Annotated in this window: 17 protein-coding genes; 13 read left to right on the top strand and 4 right to left on the bottom strand. The window is 37.1% G+C overall.

The annotated features are described in order from the left end of the window. Positions 1-46: 46 nt before the first annotated feature. Together thrC and LGB01_05535 are read left to right on the top strand one after the other, a co-directional pair. Positions 47-1,513 carry a threonine synthase gene (gene thrC, locus LGB01_05530; protein ID MCB4753659.1) on the top strand — a complete coding sequence of 489 codons (1,467 nt, stop codon included), beginning with the start codon at positions 47-49 and terminating at the stop codon, positions 1,511-1,513. A 29-nt stretch (positions 1,514-1,542) separates the two neighbouring features. Beyond that, positions 1,543-2,532: a LysM peptidoglycan-binding domain-containing protein gene (locus LGB01_05535; protein MCB4753660.1), complete on the top strand. Its 990-nt coding sequence runs from the start codon at positions 1,543-1,545 to the stop codon at positions 2,530-2,532. A 17-nt stretch (positions 2,533-2,549) separates the two neighbouring features. On the opposite strand, the gene LGB01_05540 is transcribed toward LGB01_05535, so the two are convergent. Next, positions 2,550-4,490, bottom strand: a complete 1,941-nt coding sequence (locus LGB01_05540; protein MCB4753661.1) for an ABC-F family ATP-binding cassette domain-containing protein — start codon at positions 4,488-4,490, stop codon at positions 2,550-2,552. Positions 4,491-4,586: 96 nt separating this feature from the next. On the opposite strand from LGB01_05540, the gene LGB01_05545 reads away from it, so the two are divergent. The 11 genes from LGB01_05545 (at position 4,587) to LGB01_05595 (ending at position 16,831) form a co-directional block, all read left to right on the top strand. Next, positions 4,587-5,852, top strand: coding sequence for a M48 family metallopeptidase (locus tag LGB01_05545; protein MCB4753662.1), 1,266 nt, complete (start codon positions 4,587-4,589; stop codon positions 5,850-5,852). Continuing rightward, on the top strand, positions 5,818-6,672 hold the full coding sequence (gene prmC, locus LGB01_05550) for a peptide chain release factor N(5)-glutamine methyltransferase (protein ID MCB4753663.1): 855 nt from the start codon (positions 5,818-5,820) through the stop codon (positions 6,670-6,672). Before LGB01_05545 ends, prmC begins: the two co-directional genes overlap by 35 nt. Positions 6,673-6,722: 50 nt before the next feature. Then, on the top strand, positions 6,723-7,202 hold the full coding sequence (locus tag LGB01_05555) for a DUF4149 domain-containing protein (protein MCB4753664.1): 480 nt from the start codon (positions 6,723-6,725) through the stop codon (positions 7,200-7,202). A gap of 13 nt (positions 7,203-7,215) precedes the next feature. Further along, positions 7,216-7,704: a DNA-deoxyinosine glycosylase gene (locus tag LGB01_05560; GenBank protein ID MCB4753665.1), complete on the top strand. Its 489-nt coding sequence runs from the start codon at positions 7,216-7,218 to the stop codon at positions 7,702-7,704. A gap of 341 nt (positions 7,705-8,045) precedes the next feature. Next, positions 8,046-10,478, top strand: a complete 2,433-nt coding sequence (locus tag LGB01_05565; GenBank protein ID MCB4753666.1) for a hypothetical protein — start codon at positions 8,046-8,048, stop codon at positions 10,476-10,478. 141 nt (positions 10,479-10,619) lie between these two features. After that, complete coding sequence (locus LGB01_05570) at positions 10,620-11,702, top strand: hypothetical protein (protein ID MCB4753667.1); 1,083 nt, start codon at positions 10,620-10,622, stop codon at positions 11,700-11,702. 146 nt (positions 11,703-11,848) lie between these two features. Beyond that, a complete protein-coding gene (locus LGB01_05575; GenBank protein MCB4753668.1) occupies positions 11,849-12,931 on the top strand; it encodes a hypothetical protein in 1,083 nt (360 codons plus the stop codon). Positions 12,932-12,982: 51 nt separating this feature from the next. After that, positions 12,983-13,699, top strand: coding sequence for a hypothetical protein (locus LGB01_05580; protein ID MCB4753669.1), 717 nt, complete (start codon positions 12,983-12,985; stop codon positions 13,697-13,699). A gap of 430 nt (positions 13,700-14,129) precedes the next feature. Beyond that, positions 14,130-15,179, top strand: a complete 1,050-nt coding sequence (locus LGB01_05585) for a fibrobacter succinogenes major paralogous domain-containing protein (protein ID MCB4753670.1) — start codon at positions 14,130-14,132, stop codon at positions 15,177-15,179. Positions 15,180-15,230: 51 nt separating this feature from the next. Then, positions 15,231-16,133: a hypothetical protein gene (locus tag LGB01_05590; GenBank protein ID MCB4753671.1), complete on the top strand. Its 903-nt coding sequence runs from the start codon at positions 15,231-15,233 to the stop codon at positions 16,131-16,133. Continuing rightward, entirely contained in the window at positions 16,073-16,831 is a 759-nt protein-coding gene (locus LGB01_05595) for a symmetrical bis(5'-nucleosyl)-tetraphosphatase (protein ID MCB4753672.1), read from the top strand. Before LGB01_05590 ends, LGB01_05595 begins: the two co-directional genes overlap by 61 nt. 87 nt (positions 16,832-16,918) lie before the next feature. Here the strand turns inward: LGB01_05595 and ftsZ are convergent, their stop codons facing one another. From ftsZ to LGB01_05610, 3 genes are read right to left on the bottom strand one after another with little or no spacing between them, the layout of a single operon-like run. Next, a complete protein-coding gene (ftsZ, locus tag LGB01_05600) occupies positions 16,919-18,067 on the bottom strand; it encodes a cell division protein FtsZ (protein MCB4753673.1) in 1,149 nt (382 codons plus the stop codon). Positions 18,068-18,103: 36 nt separating this feature from the next. Beyond that, positions 18,104-19,483, bottom strand: a complete 1,380-nt coding sequence (ftsA, locus tag LGB01_05605; protein ID MCB4753674.1) for a cell division protein FtsA — start codon at positions 19,481-19,483, stop codon at positions 18,104-18,106. Continuing rightward, positions 19,480-20,955: a peptidylprolyl isomerase gene (locus LGB01_05610; protein ID MCB4753675.1), complete on the bottom strand. Its 1,476-nt coding sequence runs from the start codon at positions 20,953-20,955 to the stop codon at positions 19,480-19,482. Before LGB01_05610 ends, ftsA begins: the two co-directional genes overlap by 4 nt. Positions 20,956-20,986: the final 31 nt, after the last annotated feature.

The following is a 20,986-nucleotide window of genomic DNA, read 5'->3' on the forward strand; positions in this document are numbered from 1 at the left end:
TTTTAGTTATAATAATGTTAATGATAATACTGTATTAGGATGATGTATGCAATTTATTGAGACCCGTGGAAATGATGGTATCAAACCCATCTCTGTATCTTTTTCGGAAGCAATTCTTAGCCCAAGTGCAAGTTTTGGTGGACTGTACGTACCTGAGAAGATTCCTGATGTGAATAGTACATTTTTAGAGAAACACCTACTTAGTCACTACAAAACATTGGCAATGGATTTTTTGATTCGGTTTGGTATTGATGTTGACAAAGAGACCCTGCAAGCAGCATTAGATCGTTATGATATGTTTGATGATCCCAATAATCCTGTGCCTCTTGAAGAGATAGAGGATGATTGTTGTGTAGCAGAGCTCTACCATGGTCCAACACGTGCATTTAAAGATATGGCACTGCAACCCTTTGGCTATATCCTCTCCAAGTTAGCACAAGTGCGTGATGAAAATTATCTAATCATGGCAGCCACCAGTGGTGATACCGGACCAGCTACACTGGAGACTTTCAAAAATCAGTCTCATGTCAAAGTTGCCTGTCTCTATCCTGATGGTGGTACTTCAGATGTACAGCGTTTGCAGATGGTTACAGAAGATGCTCCCAATTTAAAGATAATTGGGGTTAAGGGAAACTTTGATGATACACAGCATGCACTTAAAGAATTTCTATCATCAGTCGATTTTAAGGCAGAACTTGAAGCAAAGCATATTAAGCTTTCAGCTGCAAATTCAGTAAATTTTGGTCGTATTATTTTTCAAATTATCTACCATATTCATAGCTATCTTGAAATGGTTCGTTGTGGAAAGATTACAATGGGTGAGAAGATTTATCTTGTTGTTCCTAGTGGGAATTTTGGAAATGCCCTTGGTGGCTATTATGCGAAAAAAGCTGGTCTTCCAATTGAAAAAATACTTATTAGCTCCAATGCTAACAATATTCTTACTGATTGGATTGAAAAAGGTGAGTATGATCTTAATGGGCGTGAGCTGTTTATGACTAAATCACCAGCAATGGATATTCTTAAGAGTTCTAATATTGAACGCATTATGTATGATAAATATGGAGCAGCACGTACAAAAGAGTTGATGGAGTCGCTTGCATTTGAAGAAAAATTTACTTTGACACAAGAGGAACATGCTTTACTTAAAGAAGATTTTGCAGCAAGCTATTCTGATGATACGGAGTGTGAAAGTGAGATTACTCATTATGCCCAAAAAGGTTATATCATGGATCCACATACAGCAACCTGTATTAAAGCCTATAAAACACTTCGAAAGAAGCGTCTGCCAGCAGTTATCTACTCCACAGCAGAGTGGACTAAATTCTCACCTACTGTTGCAAAAGCACTAGGGTATTCTGTTGGTAATGATTCTGAGGCACTTAAGTGGGTGATGGAGCGGAATAATACCAATGTTGCACCAATAATTAAGACACTTTTTAAAAAACCAATTGTTCATACAGTGGTAGTGGAAAAGGACACAATTAAAGGAGAAATACTGAACTTTCTCTAAGTTTAAGTAGTTGTATGATGGAAAAACCGATGAAGATTATACCTTTAATACTTTTTTTTCTTGTCAGTAGTCAGCAGGCGAGGGAGAATCTGGTAGATTGTCGTACTGTTATCGGTAGTGTACGCGAGTGTAGTCCTTATGATACTAAATTAATTAGAGTAAAAAAGTTTCCCAGAAAAATTCAAAAGAAGTCTACTGTTAAAAAAATGCCTTCTATCTCTTCTGTAGCAACAAAGGAAGAAAAGCCTAAAAAATCTAAAGAAAGAAAGAAGCTGTTAATCAAAAATGCCATTGAGTCTCAAACTAAAAAAGAAGTAACTCCACCAGATGACTCAGTAAAAGAAAATATGAGTGAAATATTATCTAAACATGGAATATATAGTGTGAAACAAGGCGATACTCTTAGTAAGATCGCATTAATGTTTAGACTGAAAATCAATACACTTGTAAAGATGAATGCCTTAAAGCATAAAAATAGCCTTAAAATAGGACAGAAGTTAAAGATTCCTTTAGCGCAGAGGATGGTTGATATTATTGCTACAGCTAAGTATAAAGTACAAAGAGGTGACACTCTTTTGGGTATTGCTAAAAAATTTAAGCTTGATTCTAAAGAGCTGGTGGCTTACAACAAGATAAGAAATAGCAATCAAATACGAGAAGGGAAAGTGCTTGCACTGCCATTTCCATATATCATTGCAGAAGAGAGACAAAAACGTAGGCTAAGGGTAATAGCGACTGCCTATAGTTCTCATGGAGACCAGACAGACAGTACACCATTTCTTGCTGCATGGAACAATCATTTAAGACCGGGAATGAAGGTGATCGCTGTTTCAAGAGATTTGCTTTATAAGTATGGTATGCGAAATGGAACAAGGGTAAAAATAGTAGGTTTGCCTGGCTACTACAGGGTACGTGACAAGATGAATAAGCGCTTTAAAAGACGTATTGATATCTATATGGGAATCAATCGTAGAAAAGCATTGAAATGGGGTAGAAGGAGTGTTATTATTCGTTGGTAAAAAAGTTAGCAATTAAACTAGAGTGATTCGTAAACTTCAAGTACTTCGAGATATCGCTCAACTTTTGCTTCATAAATTTGTTTTATTTCTGTAAGTTCTTCACTTAGTGTGGTTAAGCCTTTTAGTTGATAACATTCAGGATTGCTCAAACAGATATTTAATTCGTCTATTTTTGCTTCTAATACTTCTATTTCATCAGGAAGGGTATCGAGATCATACTGGTTTTTATAGCTCAATTTTGTTGATTTCTTTTTCTCTCTTCCTCCTCCTTCCTCTTTGTTCTGTGTTTTTATAAGCTCTTTTTCCATCTGCTTGAGTGCCTTAACCTCTTTTTCAAGTTCTAGATATTTTGAATAACTCTGATAGGATTCCTCAATGATACCATTACCTTTGAAGATGTAGAGTTTTGAAGCGATCTTGTCAACAAAGTATCGGTCATGGGAGACAAAAATAAGTGCGCCTGTAAAATGAAGTAACTGCTCTTCAAGAATGTTGATAGTTTGAATATCTAGATCATTGGTTGGTTCATCAAGAATGAGACAATTAGCATTCTTGGTAAAGAGCAAGGCAAGTGCCACACGGTTCTTCTCTCCACCACTGAGATGACCAATTTTTTTAGTAAGGAACTCTTTAGGAAAGAGAAACTGTTTAAGATAGGCATAAACATGCATTGTCTTACTACGTACATTTACTTGGTCACCACCATCGGGACAAAAAGTACCAATAAGTGTCTCTTCATCCTTAAGCATTTCACGGTGTTGATCGAAGTAGCCAATATTAAAATCTCCACGTTCAATAACACCACTATCAGGTTTGAGTCGATCTAGGAGTAGGTGGAGTAGGGTTGATTTTCCTGCTCCATTTATTCCTACAATGGCAATTTTATCTCGTTGCAGAATACGAGTAGTAAAATCTTTAATGAGTTCCTTGTTGGCAATACTGTAATGCAGATGGTCAACTTCAAAGAGCATTTTTTTCTTACCTAGGCTCTTTTCACGGTTAAAATGTTTCTTTTCTCGTTCGAGTTCTAGTTGCATCTTTCGGATAAGAGCAGGGTTCTCTTTTGCTTGTTCACGTAACTTGAAGACACGTTGTTTACGACCCTGATTTCGCTTTTCACGTGCACGGATACTCTTACCTAGCCACTCCTCTTCATGCTTAAGGAGTTTGAGTAGATTTTCATGCTGCTTACTAAGTATTTGCATGCGTACCTCTTTTTGGGTAAGGTAATCACGATAACCTCCTCTATAGGAGACTAATTTTTGATTTTCTACCTCAATGATACGGGTAGCAATGGTGTCAATAAAATGGCGATCATGTGAAATAAAAAGAAGGGTGAATTTCTCTTTGAGTAGAATCTCTTCGAGAAACTCCACCATATAGACATCAAGGTGATTCGTTGGTTCATCTAGCAGTAGTATGTCAGGTTTTTTGAGGATGAGTGAGGCAAGTGCCACGCGCCGTTGTTCTCCACCAGAGAGGGAGACAACAAGTCTCTTTTCATACTCTTTGAGCTTAAACTCCTGTAGTACGCGCTCAACCTTGTCATCAAGACTCCATGCATTATGATGGTCAAGATAGGCAGTAACCTTTTCAAGTTCAGAAAGTAGTTGTTTGTTTTCAAAATCTTTAGCAACTTCACTAGCAAGATGGTCATATGCTATTTTTGCCTCTTTGAGCTCTGTTAGTTCATTTTCAATAGCTTCTTTTACATTGAGTGAGACATCAAAGCTTGGTTGCTGTGAAAGCATCTCTACCTGAATAGAACGATCAATGACTCGTCTACCTTCAGTAGGTTTCTCCTCTCCCGAAATAATCTTCATTAGTGTAGATTTTCCACAGCCATTCTTTCCAACAATGGCAATACGTTCTCCTTCATTCAGGTGAAAATCCACCTCTTCAAGTAGCAACTTAATATCATACTGCTTTTTAATACCGAAGAGGTCAACAAGTGCCATGGTTTCCCTTTATTTTTTATAAAATTATACTCTTTTAAGGCTTGCTAAAGTCCATCGTGATATATTTGACATCATTATTTTTTAAAGGAAAATTATATGTTGGAGATTATTATTGCACTCTACTCACTCTATACGTTTATGCGGATCTATATCTCTGTAATGCAGATTGGATATATTAACCAAGAGAAGTGCAAGGCACCAGTGTTGATGCCTTCAGAAAAATATATGGTAGCAGCAAACTATGCTGTGGCAAAAGAGAAGCTGGTAATCGTTGAACACTTTGTAGGTTACCTGATGTTTGTTTGGTGGGTCTTTTCGGGGTTTTCATGGATTTCTTCGCTTATTTCTATGAAGGGAGAGGTATATCAAGCAGTCTTTTTTCTCTACGGATTTACAATTGTTAACTATCTTGTAGGGCTACCTTTTGAGTTGTATCAAAAGTTTAAGATAGATGAGGATTTTCAGTTTAATCAGATGACACCAAAGATGTTTGTAGTCGATACACTCAAATCCTCAATTATGTTTTTTGTACTAGGGGGTATCTTGTTTGCTCTATTGGCATGGATTATTATTAACTTTAAGATGTGGTGGCTAGGAGGCTTCATGCTACTTTTTGGAGCAGCACTTCTTGTTAATGTATTTTATCCAACAGTGATTGCTCCTCTTTTTAACAAATTCAACCCACTTGAAGAGGGGGAACTTAAAAATGCTATCACGTCAATGATGCAACAAGTTGGACTTAAGAGTGATGGTATTTTTGTCATGGATGCAAGCAAGAGAGATAGTCGCCTCAATGCTTATTTTGGTGGACTAGGAAAAAGTAAACGTGTGGTACTTTTTGATACACTACTCAATAAACTTAACCAAAAGGAACTGCTTGCTGTACTAGGTCATGAGTTAGGGCACTACAGCCATGGAGATATTTGGAAGAATATTGGGCTAATGGGACTACTTCTATTTATAGTATTTTTTCTTTTTGGACATCTGCCAGATAATCTTTTTATACAGATGGGCATTGTTCCACATGCAGGTGCAAAGATTGCCATACTGATGTTACTATTGCCATTGGTAAGTTTTATCTTTACTCCATTTATGAGTTATGTTAGTCGTCACAATGAGTATGCCGCAGATGCATTTGGTTCAAAAATGGGTGGACAAGAAAACCTTATTGGTGCACTTCTTAAGCTAGTGACTGAGAACAAAGCTTTTCCCAAGTCACATCCTTTGGTAATCTTCTTCTATCATACACATCCACCAATTATTGAGCGTCTGAATGCCATGGGGTATGATGCTAGCAATACAATTGTGAGTGAAGAAGCAGAAAAGAGTGAAAATTTATTGTCAAATGATGACCGTCTATAATGCATTAAAATGGGCAGCTGTTCAACTTCAAGTAAGTTGTAAGCGTCCTCAGTTTGAGGCAGAATTGCTCTTAGCATACCATTTAAAAAAAGAGCGTATTTGGTTAATGACACATCCCGATACAGCCGTGAAGAATCTTAATTTTTTTACATCTTTAGTGGCAAGAAGGGCCATGCATGAGCCTTATGAATACATTGTAGGAGAAGCAAGTTTTTATGATATTCATCTTGCAGTAGAGAAAGGGGTACTTATTCCTCGCCCAGAGACAGAGACTCTTATTGATATAACTACCGAAATTATTAAACGAGAGAAGATTACCCGCATTGCTGAGATAGGTGTAGGAAGTGGAGCAATTAGTATTGTTTTAGCAAGAAAGTTTCCACAACTTTACATTGTTGCTACTGACATTGAAGAAAAACCGCTGCAGGTAACAGCAAAGAATATTGTTAAATATGGTGTAGAGGCACAGATAACCTTGCAAAAATCAAACCTGATTGATAAAGTTGATAAAAATATTGAAATGGTAGTCTCTAATCCACCCTATATTGCAGAAAATGCCTCACTTGAGAGCAATGTGATTGACCACGAACCCCATAGTGCACTTTTTGGTGGCAAGATAGGTGATGAATTGCTTAAGCAAATTATTACTGATGTTAACAAAAGAGGCATTAGATGGTTGGTATGTGAAATGGGGTATGATCAAAAGAGGTCTATTGAAGTATTTGTTAATAAAATAGAGATACAATCCATTAATTTTTACAAAGATCTTTCAGGACATGACCGTGGGTTTGTTGTGGATTTTGGTGTGTCTAGCATATAGTCATGCTGAACCTTGTATGTTAAGCATAAAAGATAAATAGGAGATATGTCATGAAAAAAATCTTTCGAATTACAACAATAATCTATTTGATTTTCTTAACTGCTACACTTGGGGCAGGGCTTTTTGCTGGTATTGTGGTTGCACCAGTGACTTTCCACACTGAAGAGTGGCTTAATGGCAAGGTGTTGAGCCATTTTCAAGAGGGACTCATTATGACACAGAACTTCGTTAAACTCTCTTATCTGGTTGATGTAATGGTAATTGCTGTAATACTCTATGAGGGGTATAAGTATAAGAAATTTGAACGTGATACCACTACGCAAGTGGCAACCTTTTTTGTTGTTGCTACAGGGGTAATGTTTGGGCACTACTATCTGCCAGATATTTTGACTATGCAACTTGCAGGAGAGGGGATGACTAAGTCAATAGCCTTTATTGCGACACATAAAGGGAGTGAGATTAACTTTAAAATCTTCTCAATGGCACTATTGGTGCTTATTGTGCGCAATATGCAAAAAGCGTGTAAGTAGAAATAGGAAAAAAGTGAGTAGTAAGCAGTTATATCACCCTTTTGATCCTATTGTCTTTAGTGATACACGGATACTAATTTTGGGCTCATTTCCAAGTATTAAATCATTCAAGAATAATTTTTACTATGCCCATCCCCGTAACCAATTTTGGAAGATACTCGAAACAGTTACTGGCTACCCCGCCAATAACCGTGATCAAAAGATTTGGCTACTCAAAGAGTGCAAGTTTGGACTGTGGGATATGATCACCTCTTGTCACCGGAACAACTCGCTTGATACCTCTCTTAAAGATGAAACAGTCAATAATATTCCTGCACTACTTGAGCAACACCCTACTATTTCTAAACTTGCTTTCACGGGCAAAAAATCTCAAGCACTTTTTGAAACACACTTTGGTTATTTCGATATTGAAAGGGTTTATCTGCCATCTCCCTCTTCAGCTTATGCGGCAATGGAGTTTGAAGACAAGATTGTTGCATATCAACAAGGTTTAAAATCTTAATATTTTTTGTGTCTATTTCAAGTTTCTATTTTAAAATCTTGAGCCACCCATAATTTAATTCTTATGTTTTTATTATATCTGGTTAAAATACATCTCATTAAAAATATAGGAAAACAATGAAAAAATTACTTCTTGCTTTATTGCTGTGTACAAGTAGTTTACCACGGGCATCATCGGTAATTACCCGATAATTATTATATAGATAACATAATAACCTTACATATATTTATGCAAAAGAGTATCATAACTTAGTACCAGCAATACGGAACTATCAGCATAAAATTATAGATACCTATACAAAAGAGTTTGGTTTAAGGCTTGATGAGAAGCTTTATATAAAATTGGCATCATATAACAATCAGATAAGCGGTGGGTCTGCTACCCCAGTACCTTTCAATTCGCAACTTTTATATGGAACAGGTGCTGATAAGTTGGACTATTTTGGTTCAGCATCATGGTTTAAGGTGCTACAAATACACGAGAGTGCACACAGTTTTCAGCTTAATGCAAAAGAGAATACTTTGTCCAAATGGGGTTATAAAATATTTGGAAATTTACCCACAATCGACCTAGGAACTCTGCTTATTATTTATCCTTTTCCTAATCTTTTTGTGGGAAGTTTTTTACTTGAGGGAAATGCTGTACTGAATGAATCACGTTTTGGATTAGGAGGCAGACTCTATTCTGGTGCAGTAGTAGCACAAAATATTCTGCTAGCCAAGGCAGGTAAAATGACACCTGAACTGATGTTTAATCATACTATACAATATCCCTATAAAGAAAACTGGTATTTTGAGGGGGGGATGTTTCAGACTTTTTTGGTTAAAAAGTATGGGATAGAGAAGGTCAATGGTTTTTTCAAGGAGTACTCTAAGCAGTATTTTCCTTTTGGGATCAATAATACTTTTGAAACCTATTACGGGAAAGATTTTGAGACTCTTTTGGCTGAGTTTAGTAGGGAGCTTAAAACCAAACATAAAGGCTTTAAACAGACTAAAGGAAAAATACTTGCTACCACCCAAATGCTTACTTCTCTTACAAAGCAAAATGGCAAGATTACAACATTGATTACAGATGTAAAATCTGCACCTAGACTATTGGAGATAAACAAAAAAGGCAATATCAGCAAAAATGAAAAAACCTCTTTTCTGCTAGGTCGGGTATTTCAAAAAGAGGGCAAATACTATACACAAAGTACTTACCTTTCATCGCCTACGCGTATGGTAAAAGGGCTATATGATGCAAGTGCAAGACTGTTGAAAGAGACAGACTCTAAAGTAATACAAGGTTTCAAGCCCAATGGTGAAATGGTCTATATGGATGTCAATCGCTCTTTGGAGAAAATGCATATTTATGTAGGAAAAAATTTTTATGATACCTCCTCCTCTCGCGTACTTGTAGATGACAAAGGTGACTTATACTACTTTAAGCAACAAGGTAAAATACGTACATTGTATAAGAATAGACAAGCACTCTTCTCTTACGAGGGGTACTATGGCTATGTGACAGATGTAGATACTCATGGCAAAGTATACATCATCGCCCCAAGTAAGCATGGTACATCAGCCTATACTGTCAATCATCATGGACAATTAAAACGTATCACCCAGGGGGATGATGTGGTAGACTTAAAAGTATTGGACAACGACAAGTTGCTAGTAGCCACCATGAGTGCTAATGGTTTTAATTATATTCTACAAAATAGAGAAGAGAGTGCAGCACAGATACCAGCATTTAAATATGCTTTTGAAAATACAGAGGATCAAACAGCGTTTGATCCTAGTGATCTTGTTTCTGAAAAAAATAGTAAAAACTTAGAATCTTACCATGCATTAACATCACTCAAATATAGCTCACTGTCTCAAACAGTAAGCTACAGTAGCGCCAATGGCATATTGGCTACTGCCAATATGCTTTTCATAGATCCACTTATGCGAAATAGTATCCATCTTGTTGCTTCTAAGCAACCAGACTACTCATTGGCAGGTTTGGGTTATGACAATAGCGCTTACCAGTTTCATTTTGGTGCTCATTTTATCTCTGTACTAGATAGTAATAGAAAGAAAGCCCATAATGATTATGGCTATAGTGCCTATGTAAAATATCCATTTTTACGCTCAGGATACTGGCATGCTGGTTTAGGATTGAAATATATACAATCTTTTGATAATGTATACCAAAAACCCCTTACGGTCACACTAAATATGGGCAACACAAAACAGTATGGTATCAGCCAATACCCCAATAGCCATCATGAGTTATCACTATTTGCCTCAACAGATAGAGGTGGTATGCTGTATGGAGCTAGCTATGCATTGATGCACGACATTGTAAATCAGAGTTATGTTGGTTTTAATACAAAGTATATAAAAAGTGATAGAGGGAACATAAGCATTAAAAAAGGTATCTCCATCAACCAAAATGGATATAAGCCTTTATCTGCACCCAATAGTATGGAAATTTTTAGTTTAGAAGAGGACTACTATGCCAAAGAGGCGATGATGGCAGAAGTGGGACTGTATAAAGTATTTGATGGATCAATCTATTTTTTCTCATTTCCACTCTCTGTTCAAAGAGAGTCACTCTATGTAAAGCAACGCTACTACCAAACAAGGTCAAAAGAGACGAAACACCTTAAATACCATGAAAGCATTATAGGTTTGAGTATGGATTTATTAATATACCACGATATGACCTTTCCTCTAAATATAGAGTGGGTACATAATACAGATGCGGAAGATCAAGATAGATTCAGAGTAATATTTACGTACTAATTTTCACACAAATAAAATAAAAACAGATATTTATAAAAACAATTCAAATTCTTTAATCACATTAAGATATAATTCAGTACTCGTATATTATAATACGAGCGTGAATGTGATCACAAAAAATATTTTCAAGGAGAAAAAAATATGTTCAAAACATCTTTTACGGGCTTAGCGGCCTTAGGACTTTTAGTAGTCAGTACAACAGCGTATGGATTGACCAATCGTACTGGTGGTCCTAGTTATAAAAATGTAGTTGATAGTACCCATATCTCTGGTGACTATGATATACCAGTACTTGGAGGTTCTGCGGAAACTCATATACGTACATTGATGGATCTAAATGAAACAGACAGAGTAGACGAATTACTTACTTCATGTTTAGAAGGAAAGGTAAAAATTGAATTTATGAACCATGAGTATGGTTGTGTAGTGAGTCCAGCAGGTAGAGTATGGCTAGACAGAAACACAGGTGCTTCTAGAGTTGCTCAAACAAAGAGAGACTCAAGAGCGTGGGGTGGTTTTTTCCAATGGGGAAGAATGCCAGACGGACATGAGTATGGTGGATCACTCTATCAAAAAAATAGATCAAGAAATACACCAACATCACCATATCCTGGAGCTTGGTTTGGGGTTCCACAACACATGCTGTATGATTTTGACTTAAACGATTGGTCAGATGATGATTTTGATGGTACAAAAAGACAAGCTTACTGGTCAACCATAGACGGTACAGCTGTATGTCCTGCAGGATTTAGAGTACCAAATATAAAAGAGTGGCTTGCAGAAGGAAAGTTCTGGGGTGCAGATAGCGATCCTTGGGACGATCATGGGATGGCAAGAGCATTTGGAGGTCCATTAAAACTTCCATTACCAGGATTCTTGTTGCCTTCTAAAGAGCATGTAAAGTATCATATGGCTCAGGACGATACCTATAGAACAGAGTTTGCTACAACAAACCATGATGCTATCTATTGGGCTACTGAACCTGGTCACAGAACCGATTTAGATGATACTGCAGCGGCATATTATTTCTATTGGAATGAAAATGCTCCACACGGTGAGCATGCATCACTTCATTATGATACAGAGTTCAATAGGGTAAAAGGTGGATCTGTACGTTGTATTATGGATGAGATGGTTACTCCAGATATATCAAATATAGATCTATCTGCACTAGATGCAAGTGTATCTGAAGAAGATGCAAATGATGCAAATGCATCAAACTAAACTGTATATAGTTTAAGTCAATAAATTAATACCTTTAAGGAGAGAATAAATATGTTTAAAACATCTTTAATATATTTCCTTTTTAAGCCCTCTGCTACTATCTCACAAGCGTGAATGTAATCGCAAAAATATTTATATGTTAAAATATGTTCAAAACATCTTTTACGGGCTTAGTGGTCTTAGGACTTTTAGTAGTCAGTACAACAGCATACGGAGTTACCAATAGTACTGGTGGTTCTAGTTATAAACATGCAGTTGATAGTCGCCATATCTCTGGTGACTATGATATACCAGTACTTGGAGGTTCTGCGGACACCCATATACGTACATTGATGGATCTAAACGAAACAGATAGATTAGACCAATTATTTACTGCATGTTTAAAAGGAGAGATAAAAATTGAATTTATGAGCCATGAGTATGGTTGTGTAGTGAGTCCAGCAGGTAGAGTATGGCTAGACAGAAACACAGGTGCTTCTAGAGTTGCTCAAGAACTGAGAGACTCAAGAGCGTGGGGTGGTTTTTTCCAATGGGGAAGAGTACCAGACGGACATGAGTATGGTGGATCACTCTATCAAAAAAATAGATCAAGAAATACACCAACATCACCATATCCTGGAGCTTGGTTTGGGGTTCCACAACACATGCTGTATGATTTTGACTTAAACGATTGGTCAGATGATGATTTTGATGGTACAAAAAGACAAGCTTACTGGTCAACCATAGACGGTACAGCTGTATGTCCTGCAGGATTTAGAGTACCAAATATAAAAGAGTGGCTTGCAGAAGGAAAGTTCTGGGGTGCAGATAGCGATCCTTGGGACGATCATGGGATGGCAAGAGCATTTGGAGGTCCATTAAAACTTCCATTACCAGGATTCTTGTTGCCTTCTAAAGAGCATGTAAAGTATCATATGGCTCAGGACGATACCTATAGAACAGAGTTTGCTACAACAAACCATGATGCTATCTATTGGGCTACTGAACCTGGTCACAGAACCGATTTAGATGATACTGCAGCGGCATATTATTTCTATTGGAATGAAAATGCTCCACACGGTGAGCATGCATCACTTCATTATGATACAGAGTTCAATAGGGTAAAAGGTGGATCTGTACGTTGTATTATGGATGAGATGGTTACTCCAGATATATCAAATATAGATCTATCTGCACTAGATGCAAGTGTATCTGAAGAAGATGCAAATGATGCAAATGCATCAAACTAAACTGTATATAGTTTAAGTCAATAAATTAATACCTTTAAGGAGAGAATAAATATGTTTAAAACATCTTTAATAGGTCTAGTGGCCTTTGGAATTTTAACAAGCAGTACGGCGTTATATGCAGTAGGATCACTTGCACCTTACGATAAAAATCGTTACGCATTTGGGGAGAAAAAGAATGACGGGAAAACATTTCCGAAAATAGACTGTAATGGTTGGTATACTTGGTATCAAGGGTTTAAGTATGGCTGTATCGTATCTAATACAGGTAGAGTATGGCTAGACAGAAACATAGGTGCTTCAAGTGTATCTAAAAATGGAGAAGACCCTGCATCATTTGGTGGTTGGTTCCAGTGGGGTAGACCATTTACTGGGCATGCACTTAGGGTAACAAGATACCACCAAGATATTGGTGGTGACCGTTTTGCTCTTCAAAATCCATTTTTAGATGATAACGATTTTTATTGTATTAACCCTAACTCAGACTATCTGATTACATCAGAAGTTCGAGATGCAGATGGAGTATCGAGATCAGCATATTGGTCAAGAGCAGATGGTTATGGTAGTTATGATGCAAATAGAAGTTCCACTCCACCAGATAGCTCCGCTCCACCAGCTATATGTCCTCAAGGATTTAGAGTACCGACATTAAGAGAGATGGAAGCAGAAGTTGCTTCTTGGAATTCACTTGATGCACGTGGAGCATTTGAGTCTTTAAAACTTCCATTGGGAGGAAATGAGATGGAGCCACAATGGTCATTACATCACTAGTCTGATTATCTATCTTAACAGTGATTACAACCCATATTGGGAGATGATACTCGATTTGGCTGCAAATTGGTGGTTACTGGACCGTTGCTAACCACAGATACTGATCATGGTGCACAATGCACCAAATCCATTAGTAGATCGTAATATATGGTGGGCTGGAAAATATGGAGCTTCATCTCGCGGGATGGGTTACATGGTTCAAGCTGTATCTGATGTTTGATTGAAGACTATTTAATATTAATTGATTGTGATATTCATCCATTTGCTTTGAGTAATATTTACGTACTAATTTTCACACAAATAAAATAAAAACAGATATTTATAAAAACAATTCAAATTCTTTAATCACATTAAGATATAATTCAGTACTCGTATATTATAATACGAGCGTGAATGTGATCACAAAAAATATTTTCAAGGAGAAAAAAATATGTTCAAAACATCTTTTACGGGCTTAGCGGCCTTAGGACTTTTAGTAGTCAGTACAACAGCGTATGGATTGACCAATCGTACTGGTGGTCCTAGTTATAAAAATGTAGTTGATAGTACCCATATCTCTGGTGACTATGATATACCAGTACTTGGAGGTTCTGCGGAAACTCATATACGTACATTGATGGATCTAAATGAAACAGACAGAGTAGACGAATTACTTACTTCATGTTTAGAAGGAAAGGTAAAAATTGAATTTATGAACCATGAGTATGGTTGTGTAGTGAGTCCAGCAGGTAGAGTATGGCTAGACAGAAACACAGGTGCTTCTAGAGTTGCTCAAGAACTGAGAGACTCAAGAGCGTGGGGTGGTTTTTTCCAATGGGGAAGAGTACCAGACGGACATGAGTATGGTGGATCACTCTATCAAAAAAATAGATCAAGAAATACACCAACATCACCATACCCTGGAGCTTGGTTTGGAGCTCCACAACACATGCTGTATGATTTTGATCTAAACGATTGGTCAGATGATGATCCTGATGGTCAAAAAAGGCAAGCTTACTGGTCAACTCTAGACGGTACGGCTGTATGTCCTGCAGGATTTAGAGTGCCAACTATAAGAGAGTGGGATGTAGAATCAAAGATATGGGGTGAAGATAGCGAATCTGATTGGCATAATTGGGGAATAGAGAGAGCATTTAACTCTAACTTTAAGCTTCCATTACCAGGATTCTTGTTGCCTTCCAAAGAGCATGTAAAGTATCATATAGATAAGATATGGAAATACCGAACAGAATCATATACTGTGAATCATGATGCTTTTTATTGGGCTTCTGATCCTGGCACTAACGAGCTGTACGAAGATACTGCAAAGGCACTATATTTTTATTGGAATGAAAACCCTGAACATGGTGAAACAGCAGCAATTAAGAGAACTACAGAGTTTAACCGTGTAAAGGGTGGATCTGTACGCTGTATTATGGATGAGTCAATTGCTACTCCAGATATAAATGGATCTGCAGAAGATACAAGTACATCAAACTAAACTGTATATAGTTTAAGTCAATAAATTAATATCTTTAAGGAGAAAATAAATATGTTTAAAACATCTTTAATAGGTCTAGCGGCCTTTGGAATTTTAACAAGCAGTACGGCGTTATATGCAGTAGGATCATCTGCAGCTTACGATAAAAATCGTTATGCATTTGGAGATAAGAAGAATGACAAGAAAACATTTCCGAAAATAGACTGTAATAGTTGGTTTACTTGGTATCAAGGGCTTAAGTATGGCTGTATCGTATCTAATACAGGTAGAGTATGGCTAGACAGAAACGTAGGTGCTTCAAGTGTATCTAAAAATGGAGAAGACCCTGCATCATATGGTGGTTGGCTCCAGTGGGGTAGACCATTTACTGGGCATGCACTTAGGGTAACAAGATACCACCAAGATATTGGTGGTGACCGCTATGCCCTTCAAAATCCATTTTTAGATGATAAAGATTTTTATTGTATTTACCCTAACTCAGACTATCTGATTACATCAGAAGTTCGAGATGAAAGTGGAGCATTGAGATCAGCATATTGGTCAAGAGCAGATGGTTATGGTAGTTATGATGCAAATAGAAGTTCCACTCCACCAGATAGCTCCGCTCCACCAGCTGTATGTCCTCAAGGATTTAGAGTACCGACATTAAGAGAGATGGAAGCAGAAGTTGCTTCTTGGAATTCACTTGATGCACGTGGAGCATTTGAGTCTTTAAAACTTCCATTGGGAGGAATGAGATGGAGCCACAACGGTAATTACATCACTAGGTCTGATTATCTATCTAACAGTGATTACAACCCATATTGGGGAGATGATACTGGACGGGCTGCAATTGGTGGTTACTGGACTGCTACACCACAAGATAATGATCATGGTGCACACGCACTAACTATTTGTTACAGAAAATACAGTTTAACCCTTACTATGATACACTCTGGCTTGCAGGCGATATAGTCAATCGGGGCGATAGCTCTTTGGAGACACTGGAGTATCTCTATAACATCCGTGATGCCGTCAAGTTGGTACTGGGCAACCATGATATAATGCTTATTGCTGCCTATTATGGTATTAGAAAGTCTAACCCAACCATTGATCCAATATTGTCATCACCCATAGCAAAAGAGCTCATAGAGTGGCTACAGTCACAAAAAATCCTACATGTAGACTTCTCTTTAGGATACTGTATGGCGCATGCTGGTATCTCTCCAGAATTTGATTTAGGAATGGCAATGGAGTATGCCAAGCGTATTGAGACAAAACTACAAAGTAGCAGTGCAACAGAATGGTTGATGAAGGTATTCAAGTGTGGTATTGATCGGTTTGATAGGCATGCATCACCTGAAGACATTGACCGTTACGTTGTTAGTTCATTTACCCGTATGCGCTATTGCTATAAAGATAATCAACTCGATTTTAAACAAAAGGGTGCACCAACTACTGAAGTGAGGTCTAAGGGAATGAAGCCATGGTTTGAGTGCGATAACCGTAAGGAGATCGAATTGAAGATTATTTTTGGGCATTGGTCAACACTGGGATTCTATCATGATGAAAATGTACTTGCACTTGATACAGGATGTCTGTGGGGAGGGAAACTTACCGCTGCTCGCATTGATCTTCTTGAATCAAAAATAATTCAGTTAGATTGTAGATAAAATACATAAAACTACAATATATAGCCTATTTTAAGATAGTTATTTTTAAAAAAGGAGATAGAAGAAGAGAGCATTCTTCATTCTATATTAGTCCATTTGTTTTCTCATAAAAGTAGGAATATCAATAATGTCTTCTTGACTACCATCATATCCACCGACTACTTTACGAGTGTTGATTGTATTAATTGTATTGGTACTATTTAAGAGTGTCTCTTGTGTTTTGGTTTTAGGCGGTAGTTCAGAAATGGTACTCTTGTCTTCAAAGCCTGTTGCAATAATTGTAATCTTCACTTCATCGATTTCCATATCTGAATTGGTCGTTGTACCAAAGATAACCGATGCATCTCCATCTACACTCTCTTCAACGATACCCATTGATTCACCAATTTCCATAATAGGGTAATCAGGATGAATATCAAAGTGTACCAATACACCCATTGCACCATCAATACTGACATTATCAAGCAGTGGAGACTCAATGGCAGCTTTAACTGCATCATAAGCAGCATTTGTGCCACGGCTGTGACCTGTACCCATAAGTGCGAGTCCTCTGTGACTCATAACTGTTTCAACATCGGCAAAGTCAAGATTGATATCATTTTCTCCATGTGAGAGAATCACTTTTGAGATACCCCCAACTGCCTGTGCTAGGATATCATCGACTAGTCTAAAGCTTTCTTTAATACCAAGATTTTTTTCAACAATTGAAAGGAGTCTTTCATTAGGTATGACAATAATGGAGTCACTTTCAAGTTTGAGTTCTTCAAGACCTTCTTTTGCAAGTTTAGTTCTCTTGCGTCCTTCAAATCTAAATGGACTTGTTACAATAGAGACAGTCAATGCACCCACCTCTTTGGCTGCTTGCGCAATGATTGGCGCAGCACCCGTACCTGTTCCTCCACCAAGACCAGCAGAGATAAAGACAATATCAGCACCTTTAACCATGGATTTAATTTCTTCAAAACTCTCTAATGCTGCTTCACGACCTTTTTCTGGAACCATACCTGCTCCCAAACCTCGAGTAGCACTGATCCCAAGTTGCATTTTGTATGGTGCCAGTGAACTTTCAAGTGCCTGAGCATCTGTATTGGCAACGATAAGATCAATACCATCAACCCCCTCTTGGATCATATGGTCAATCATGTTCCCACCACCACCACCAACACCAATTGCTTTTATTTTTGCACCATCGGTATGATACTTTTTTTCAACAATATCAATTTCAAATTCTTTCATTTTTCTCTCCTACAATTTTTTTCTATAGATTGATAACTAAAAGAGCTGTTTTGTCCAATTAAAAAACCTTTCAACAGGATTATTCTTTTGTGCGTTTGAATTAGGTAAATCATCAAATATAACAGTTGTTTCCACCTCACTTTTTTCCTCTTCTGAAAGTAGTGTTTCAGTTTGTGGCTCCTGTTGTGTGTGTTCAAGTTTTATATCTTCCAAATTATTATCAGTACGGGTAAATGTTTTGGAATGAAGCATCTCTTGGTTAAAATTAATTTCATACTGAGTATACTCTCCAGCTTTGTATAGAAGAAGACCAACGACAGTAGCATAAGAAGGGTTTCTTAATTCGCCAAAGAGACCTTCCAACTCTCGTGGTTTTGCAATCCTTACTGGCAAGGAAGTGAAAACTGACTGCGCAAGTTCTCTAATACCTTTAAGTTTTGTCATCCCCCCAGTCAAAATAACACCTGCACCAATCTGTTCTTTGAGTGTGGATTTTTCTAGTAATTTGTCAAGAATCATTAGTGCCTCTTCAACACGGGCAAAGATAACAGAACGTACAATCTCAAGAGAGACATCATTTCGATTCTCTTCTTCCTCTCCAATAATAGGAAATTCAATTACTTCATTGCTTGTTTCAGAAAGATCTCCATACTGTATTTTAACCTCCTCTGCTACCTGAAGTGGTGTATGAAGTGCCATGGAGAGATCGTTTGTGATATGATTAGATCCAACACCAAGAAAATCATTGTAACGAATGGAGTTACCTACATGAACGACAAGATTACTTGTTTGTCCACCAAGGTCAATGATTGCAGCACCAAGCTCCTTTTCATCTCTGTCCATAACGGCTATTGTTGAGGCATAACCACTTAGGACAATGTTGTCAATCTCTATACCAGCAGAACGTACTGCTTTTTTAAGATTGGAGAGATTGGATTTTTGTGTTATGATGATATTGGCATCAACCTCCATGCGACTAGCATTCATTCCAAATGGATCTTCGACGAAACCTTGATCATCTACTCTAAAGTTATAGGGAAGTACATGGATTACTTCATATTCATTGGGAATTTTAGCATTGTAAAGTGCTGTTTGAAGGACACGATTAATCTCCTTAATAGAGATATCTTTATGTGCAATATTAACAATACCAGTGGAGTTAAGACTTTTGGCATAAGCATTTGAAATAGAAACAATCGCAGAGGTAATATTGTTTCCCGCAATACGTTTGGCATTACTAATAGCTTTTTTGATAGACTTAGAAGCCATCTCTATGTTGGTGATAGCACCTTTTTTGACACCTCGTGACTTAGAGACACCATGACCAAGTACCTGCACTCCTTCATCTTTTATTTCAGCTATAATGGCACAAATTTTTGTGGAGCCAATGTCTATGGCTAAAATCGTATCACTCAATTTGTGAGTCCCCCCATATATACTTTGGTTGGATATTTGGTATCCAAAATTTTAATAAGATTGGATTTAAATATCTTCTGTTTTACCATAGCTACAGTATCTTTGATGACCTGATCTTGTTTTTTGTCTATAGGCAGATACTTCTGTGCTATAATATTGTAAACTATTATTTTATTTGACACACTAATAGTACCCTTTTTTTGCGAAGATGTAAAGAGTCTTTGTAGAAATTGTAAACTTTCTTGTGAATTTAGTTTTTTAAGATTGTCAAACTTATTTAGATTTATAAACCCAGACACCTTTCCATTGGATTTTTTAAGTGTTTTCAATGTTGTCTGTGCAAGTGACAACAGCGCCTCTTTTTTTATTAGTTTTCTATAAAATTTTGTTACCGCTGATTCAGCTTCTTTAAATGTCATAATCTTTGGTTCTGTAATAGCTGTAATTTTAACAGTAGCATATCTATCGTTGACAACTTTTGGTTTAAGAATATCCCCTTTCTGTTTTTGCTGTATTGTTTCCCAAAGTACTCTGCTGAGCTTTGGATCATTGAGGGAAAGTGTTATCTCTTCGCTACTTTGTCTCTTTCCTTTTTTAAAAGCAATGTATGCCTTTTGTGCTATTTTCTTAGTCTTTTTGAGCTTAAGATCCTTCAAAACTTTATTTTTTGCATCTTTGAATAAGAGTTGCTTGCCTTTTTTGTCAGTATAACTGAAACTATTGGTCTCGTAGAAGTGTTTTAGCTCATCATCAGTAACCTTTGTATTGTTACTTTTAATCCATACGATCTGCAAACCATAACGCTTCGGAGTCATAAACTGTTCTTTGTTCTTTTCCCAAAAGGTTTTGAGCTTTTTTCTGTCTATTTTTGGGTTTACGTCATCTTCTGTCAACACACGGTACTCTATTTTATCTGCCATGCTCATGGCCGCACCAATTGCTTTCTCTTCAAGTGGAAGTGAACCCACACTTAGTAGACTAAAAAGTTTTGTAATAATAATTTCATCTTGGAGTATCTCTTCAAATACTTTTGCCTTGAGTCTCTTTGATTTAAGGTACATATCGTAAATACTTCTGTCAAATTTACCATCTTTTTGAAAACCTTTGATCGACCCTAGTGTACGTGCTACCTCTTCATCAGAGGCAATAAGTCCTATATCCTTTGCATAGTTAAGTAGTTTTGCCTGCACTTCAACACTAGAGAATGCCTGCCGTAAAAGCCCAAGTTCTTTAGCTTTTTTATTATCAAACTCTCCTTTGAATTTTTGATTGTATCGGTCATAAAGATTATTGTAAGTTACGTTAAATCTAGATTGTTTAATCTCAATATCTCCAACCTTTGCTATATTTCCTGCTTTTGTGCTAAAATCGTAGCTTCCCCAGCCTACAAAACCAGCACCAATGAATGCGATGGTTGAGACCCAAATGGTCCATACAAGGTATTTATTATGTTTTTGCATCCAACTAATCATTCTTCTATCTGCCTTCTTTAGGTAAAATTTG

Origin of the sequence: Sulfurovum sp. (assembly GCA_020525365.1) — a bacterium.
Classification (GTDB): Bacteria; Campylobacterota; Campylobacteria; order Campylobacterales; family Sulfurovaceae; genus Sulfurovum.

Excerpts from the sequence above, each read along its gene's own strand:
- thrC (MCB4753659.1), top strand. The coding sequence starts at position 47 with ATGCAATTTATTGAGACCCGTGGAAATGATGGTATCAAACCCATCTCT.
- LGB01_05535 (MCB4753660.1), top strand. The coding sequence starts at position 1,543 with ATGAAGATTATACCTTTAATACTTTTTTTTCTTGTCAGTAGTCAGCAG.
- LGB01_05540 (MCB4753661.1), bottom strand. The coding sequence starts at position 4,490 with ATGGCACTTGTTGACCTCTTCGGTATTAAAAAGCAGTATGATATTAAG.
- LGB01_05545 (MCB4753662.1), top strand. The coding sequence starts at position 4,587 with ATGTTGGAGATTATTATTGCACTCTACTCACTCTATACGTTTATGCGG.
- LGB01_05555 (MCB4753664.1), top strand. The coding sequence starts at position 6,723 with ATGAAAAAAATCTTTCGAATTACAACAATAATCTATTTGATTTTCTTA.
- LGB01_05570 (MCB4753667.1), top strand. The coding sequence starts at position 10,620 with ATGTTCAAAACATCTTTTACGGGCTTAGCGGCCTTAGGACTTTTAGTA.
- LGB01_05575 (MCB4753668.1), top strand. The coding sequence starts at position 11,849 with ATGTTCAAAACATCTTTTACGGGCTTAGTGGTCTTAGGACTTTTAGTA.
- LGB01_05580 (MCB4753669.1), top strand. The coding sequence starts at position 12,983 with ATGTTTAAAACATCTTTAATAGGTCTAGTGGCCTTTGGAATTTTAACA.
- LGB01_05585 (MCB4753670.1), top strand. The coding sequence starts at position 14,130 with ATGTTCAAAACATCTTTTACGGGCTTAGCGGCCTTAGGACTTTTAGTA.
- LGB01_05590 (MCB4753671.1), top strand. The coding sequence starts at position 15,231 with ATGTTTAAAACATCTTTAATAGGTCTAGCGGCCTTTGGAATTTTAACA.
- ftsZ (MCB4753673.1), bottom strand. The coding sequence starts at position 18,067 with ATGAAAGAATTTGAAATTGATATTGTTGAAAAAAAGTATCATACCGAT.
- LGB01_05610 (MCB4753675.1), bottom strand. The coding sequence starts at position 20,955 with ATGATTAGTTGGATGCAAAAACATAATAAATACCTTGTATGGACCATT.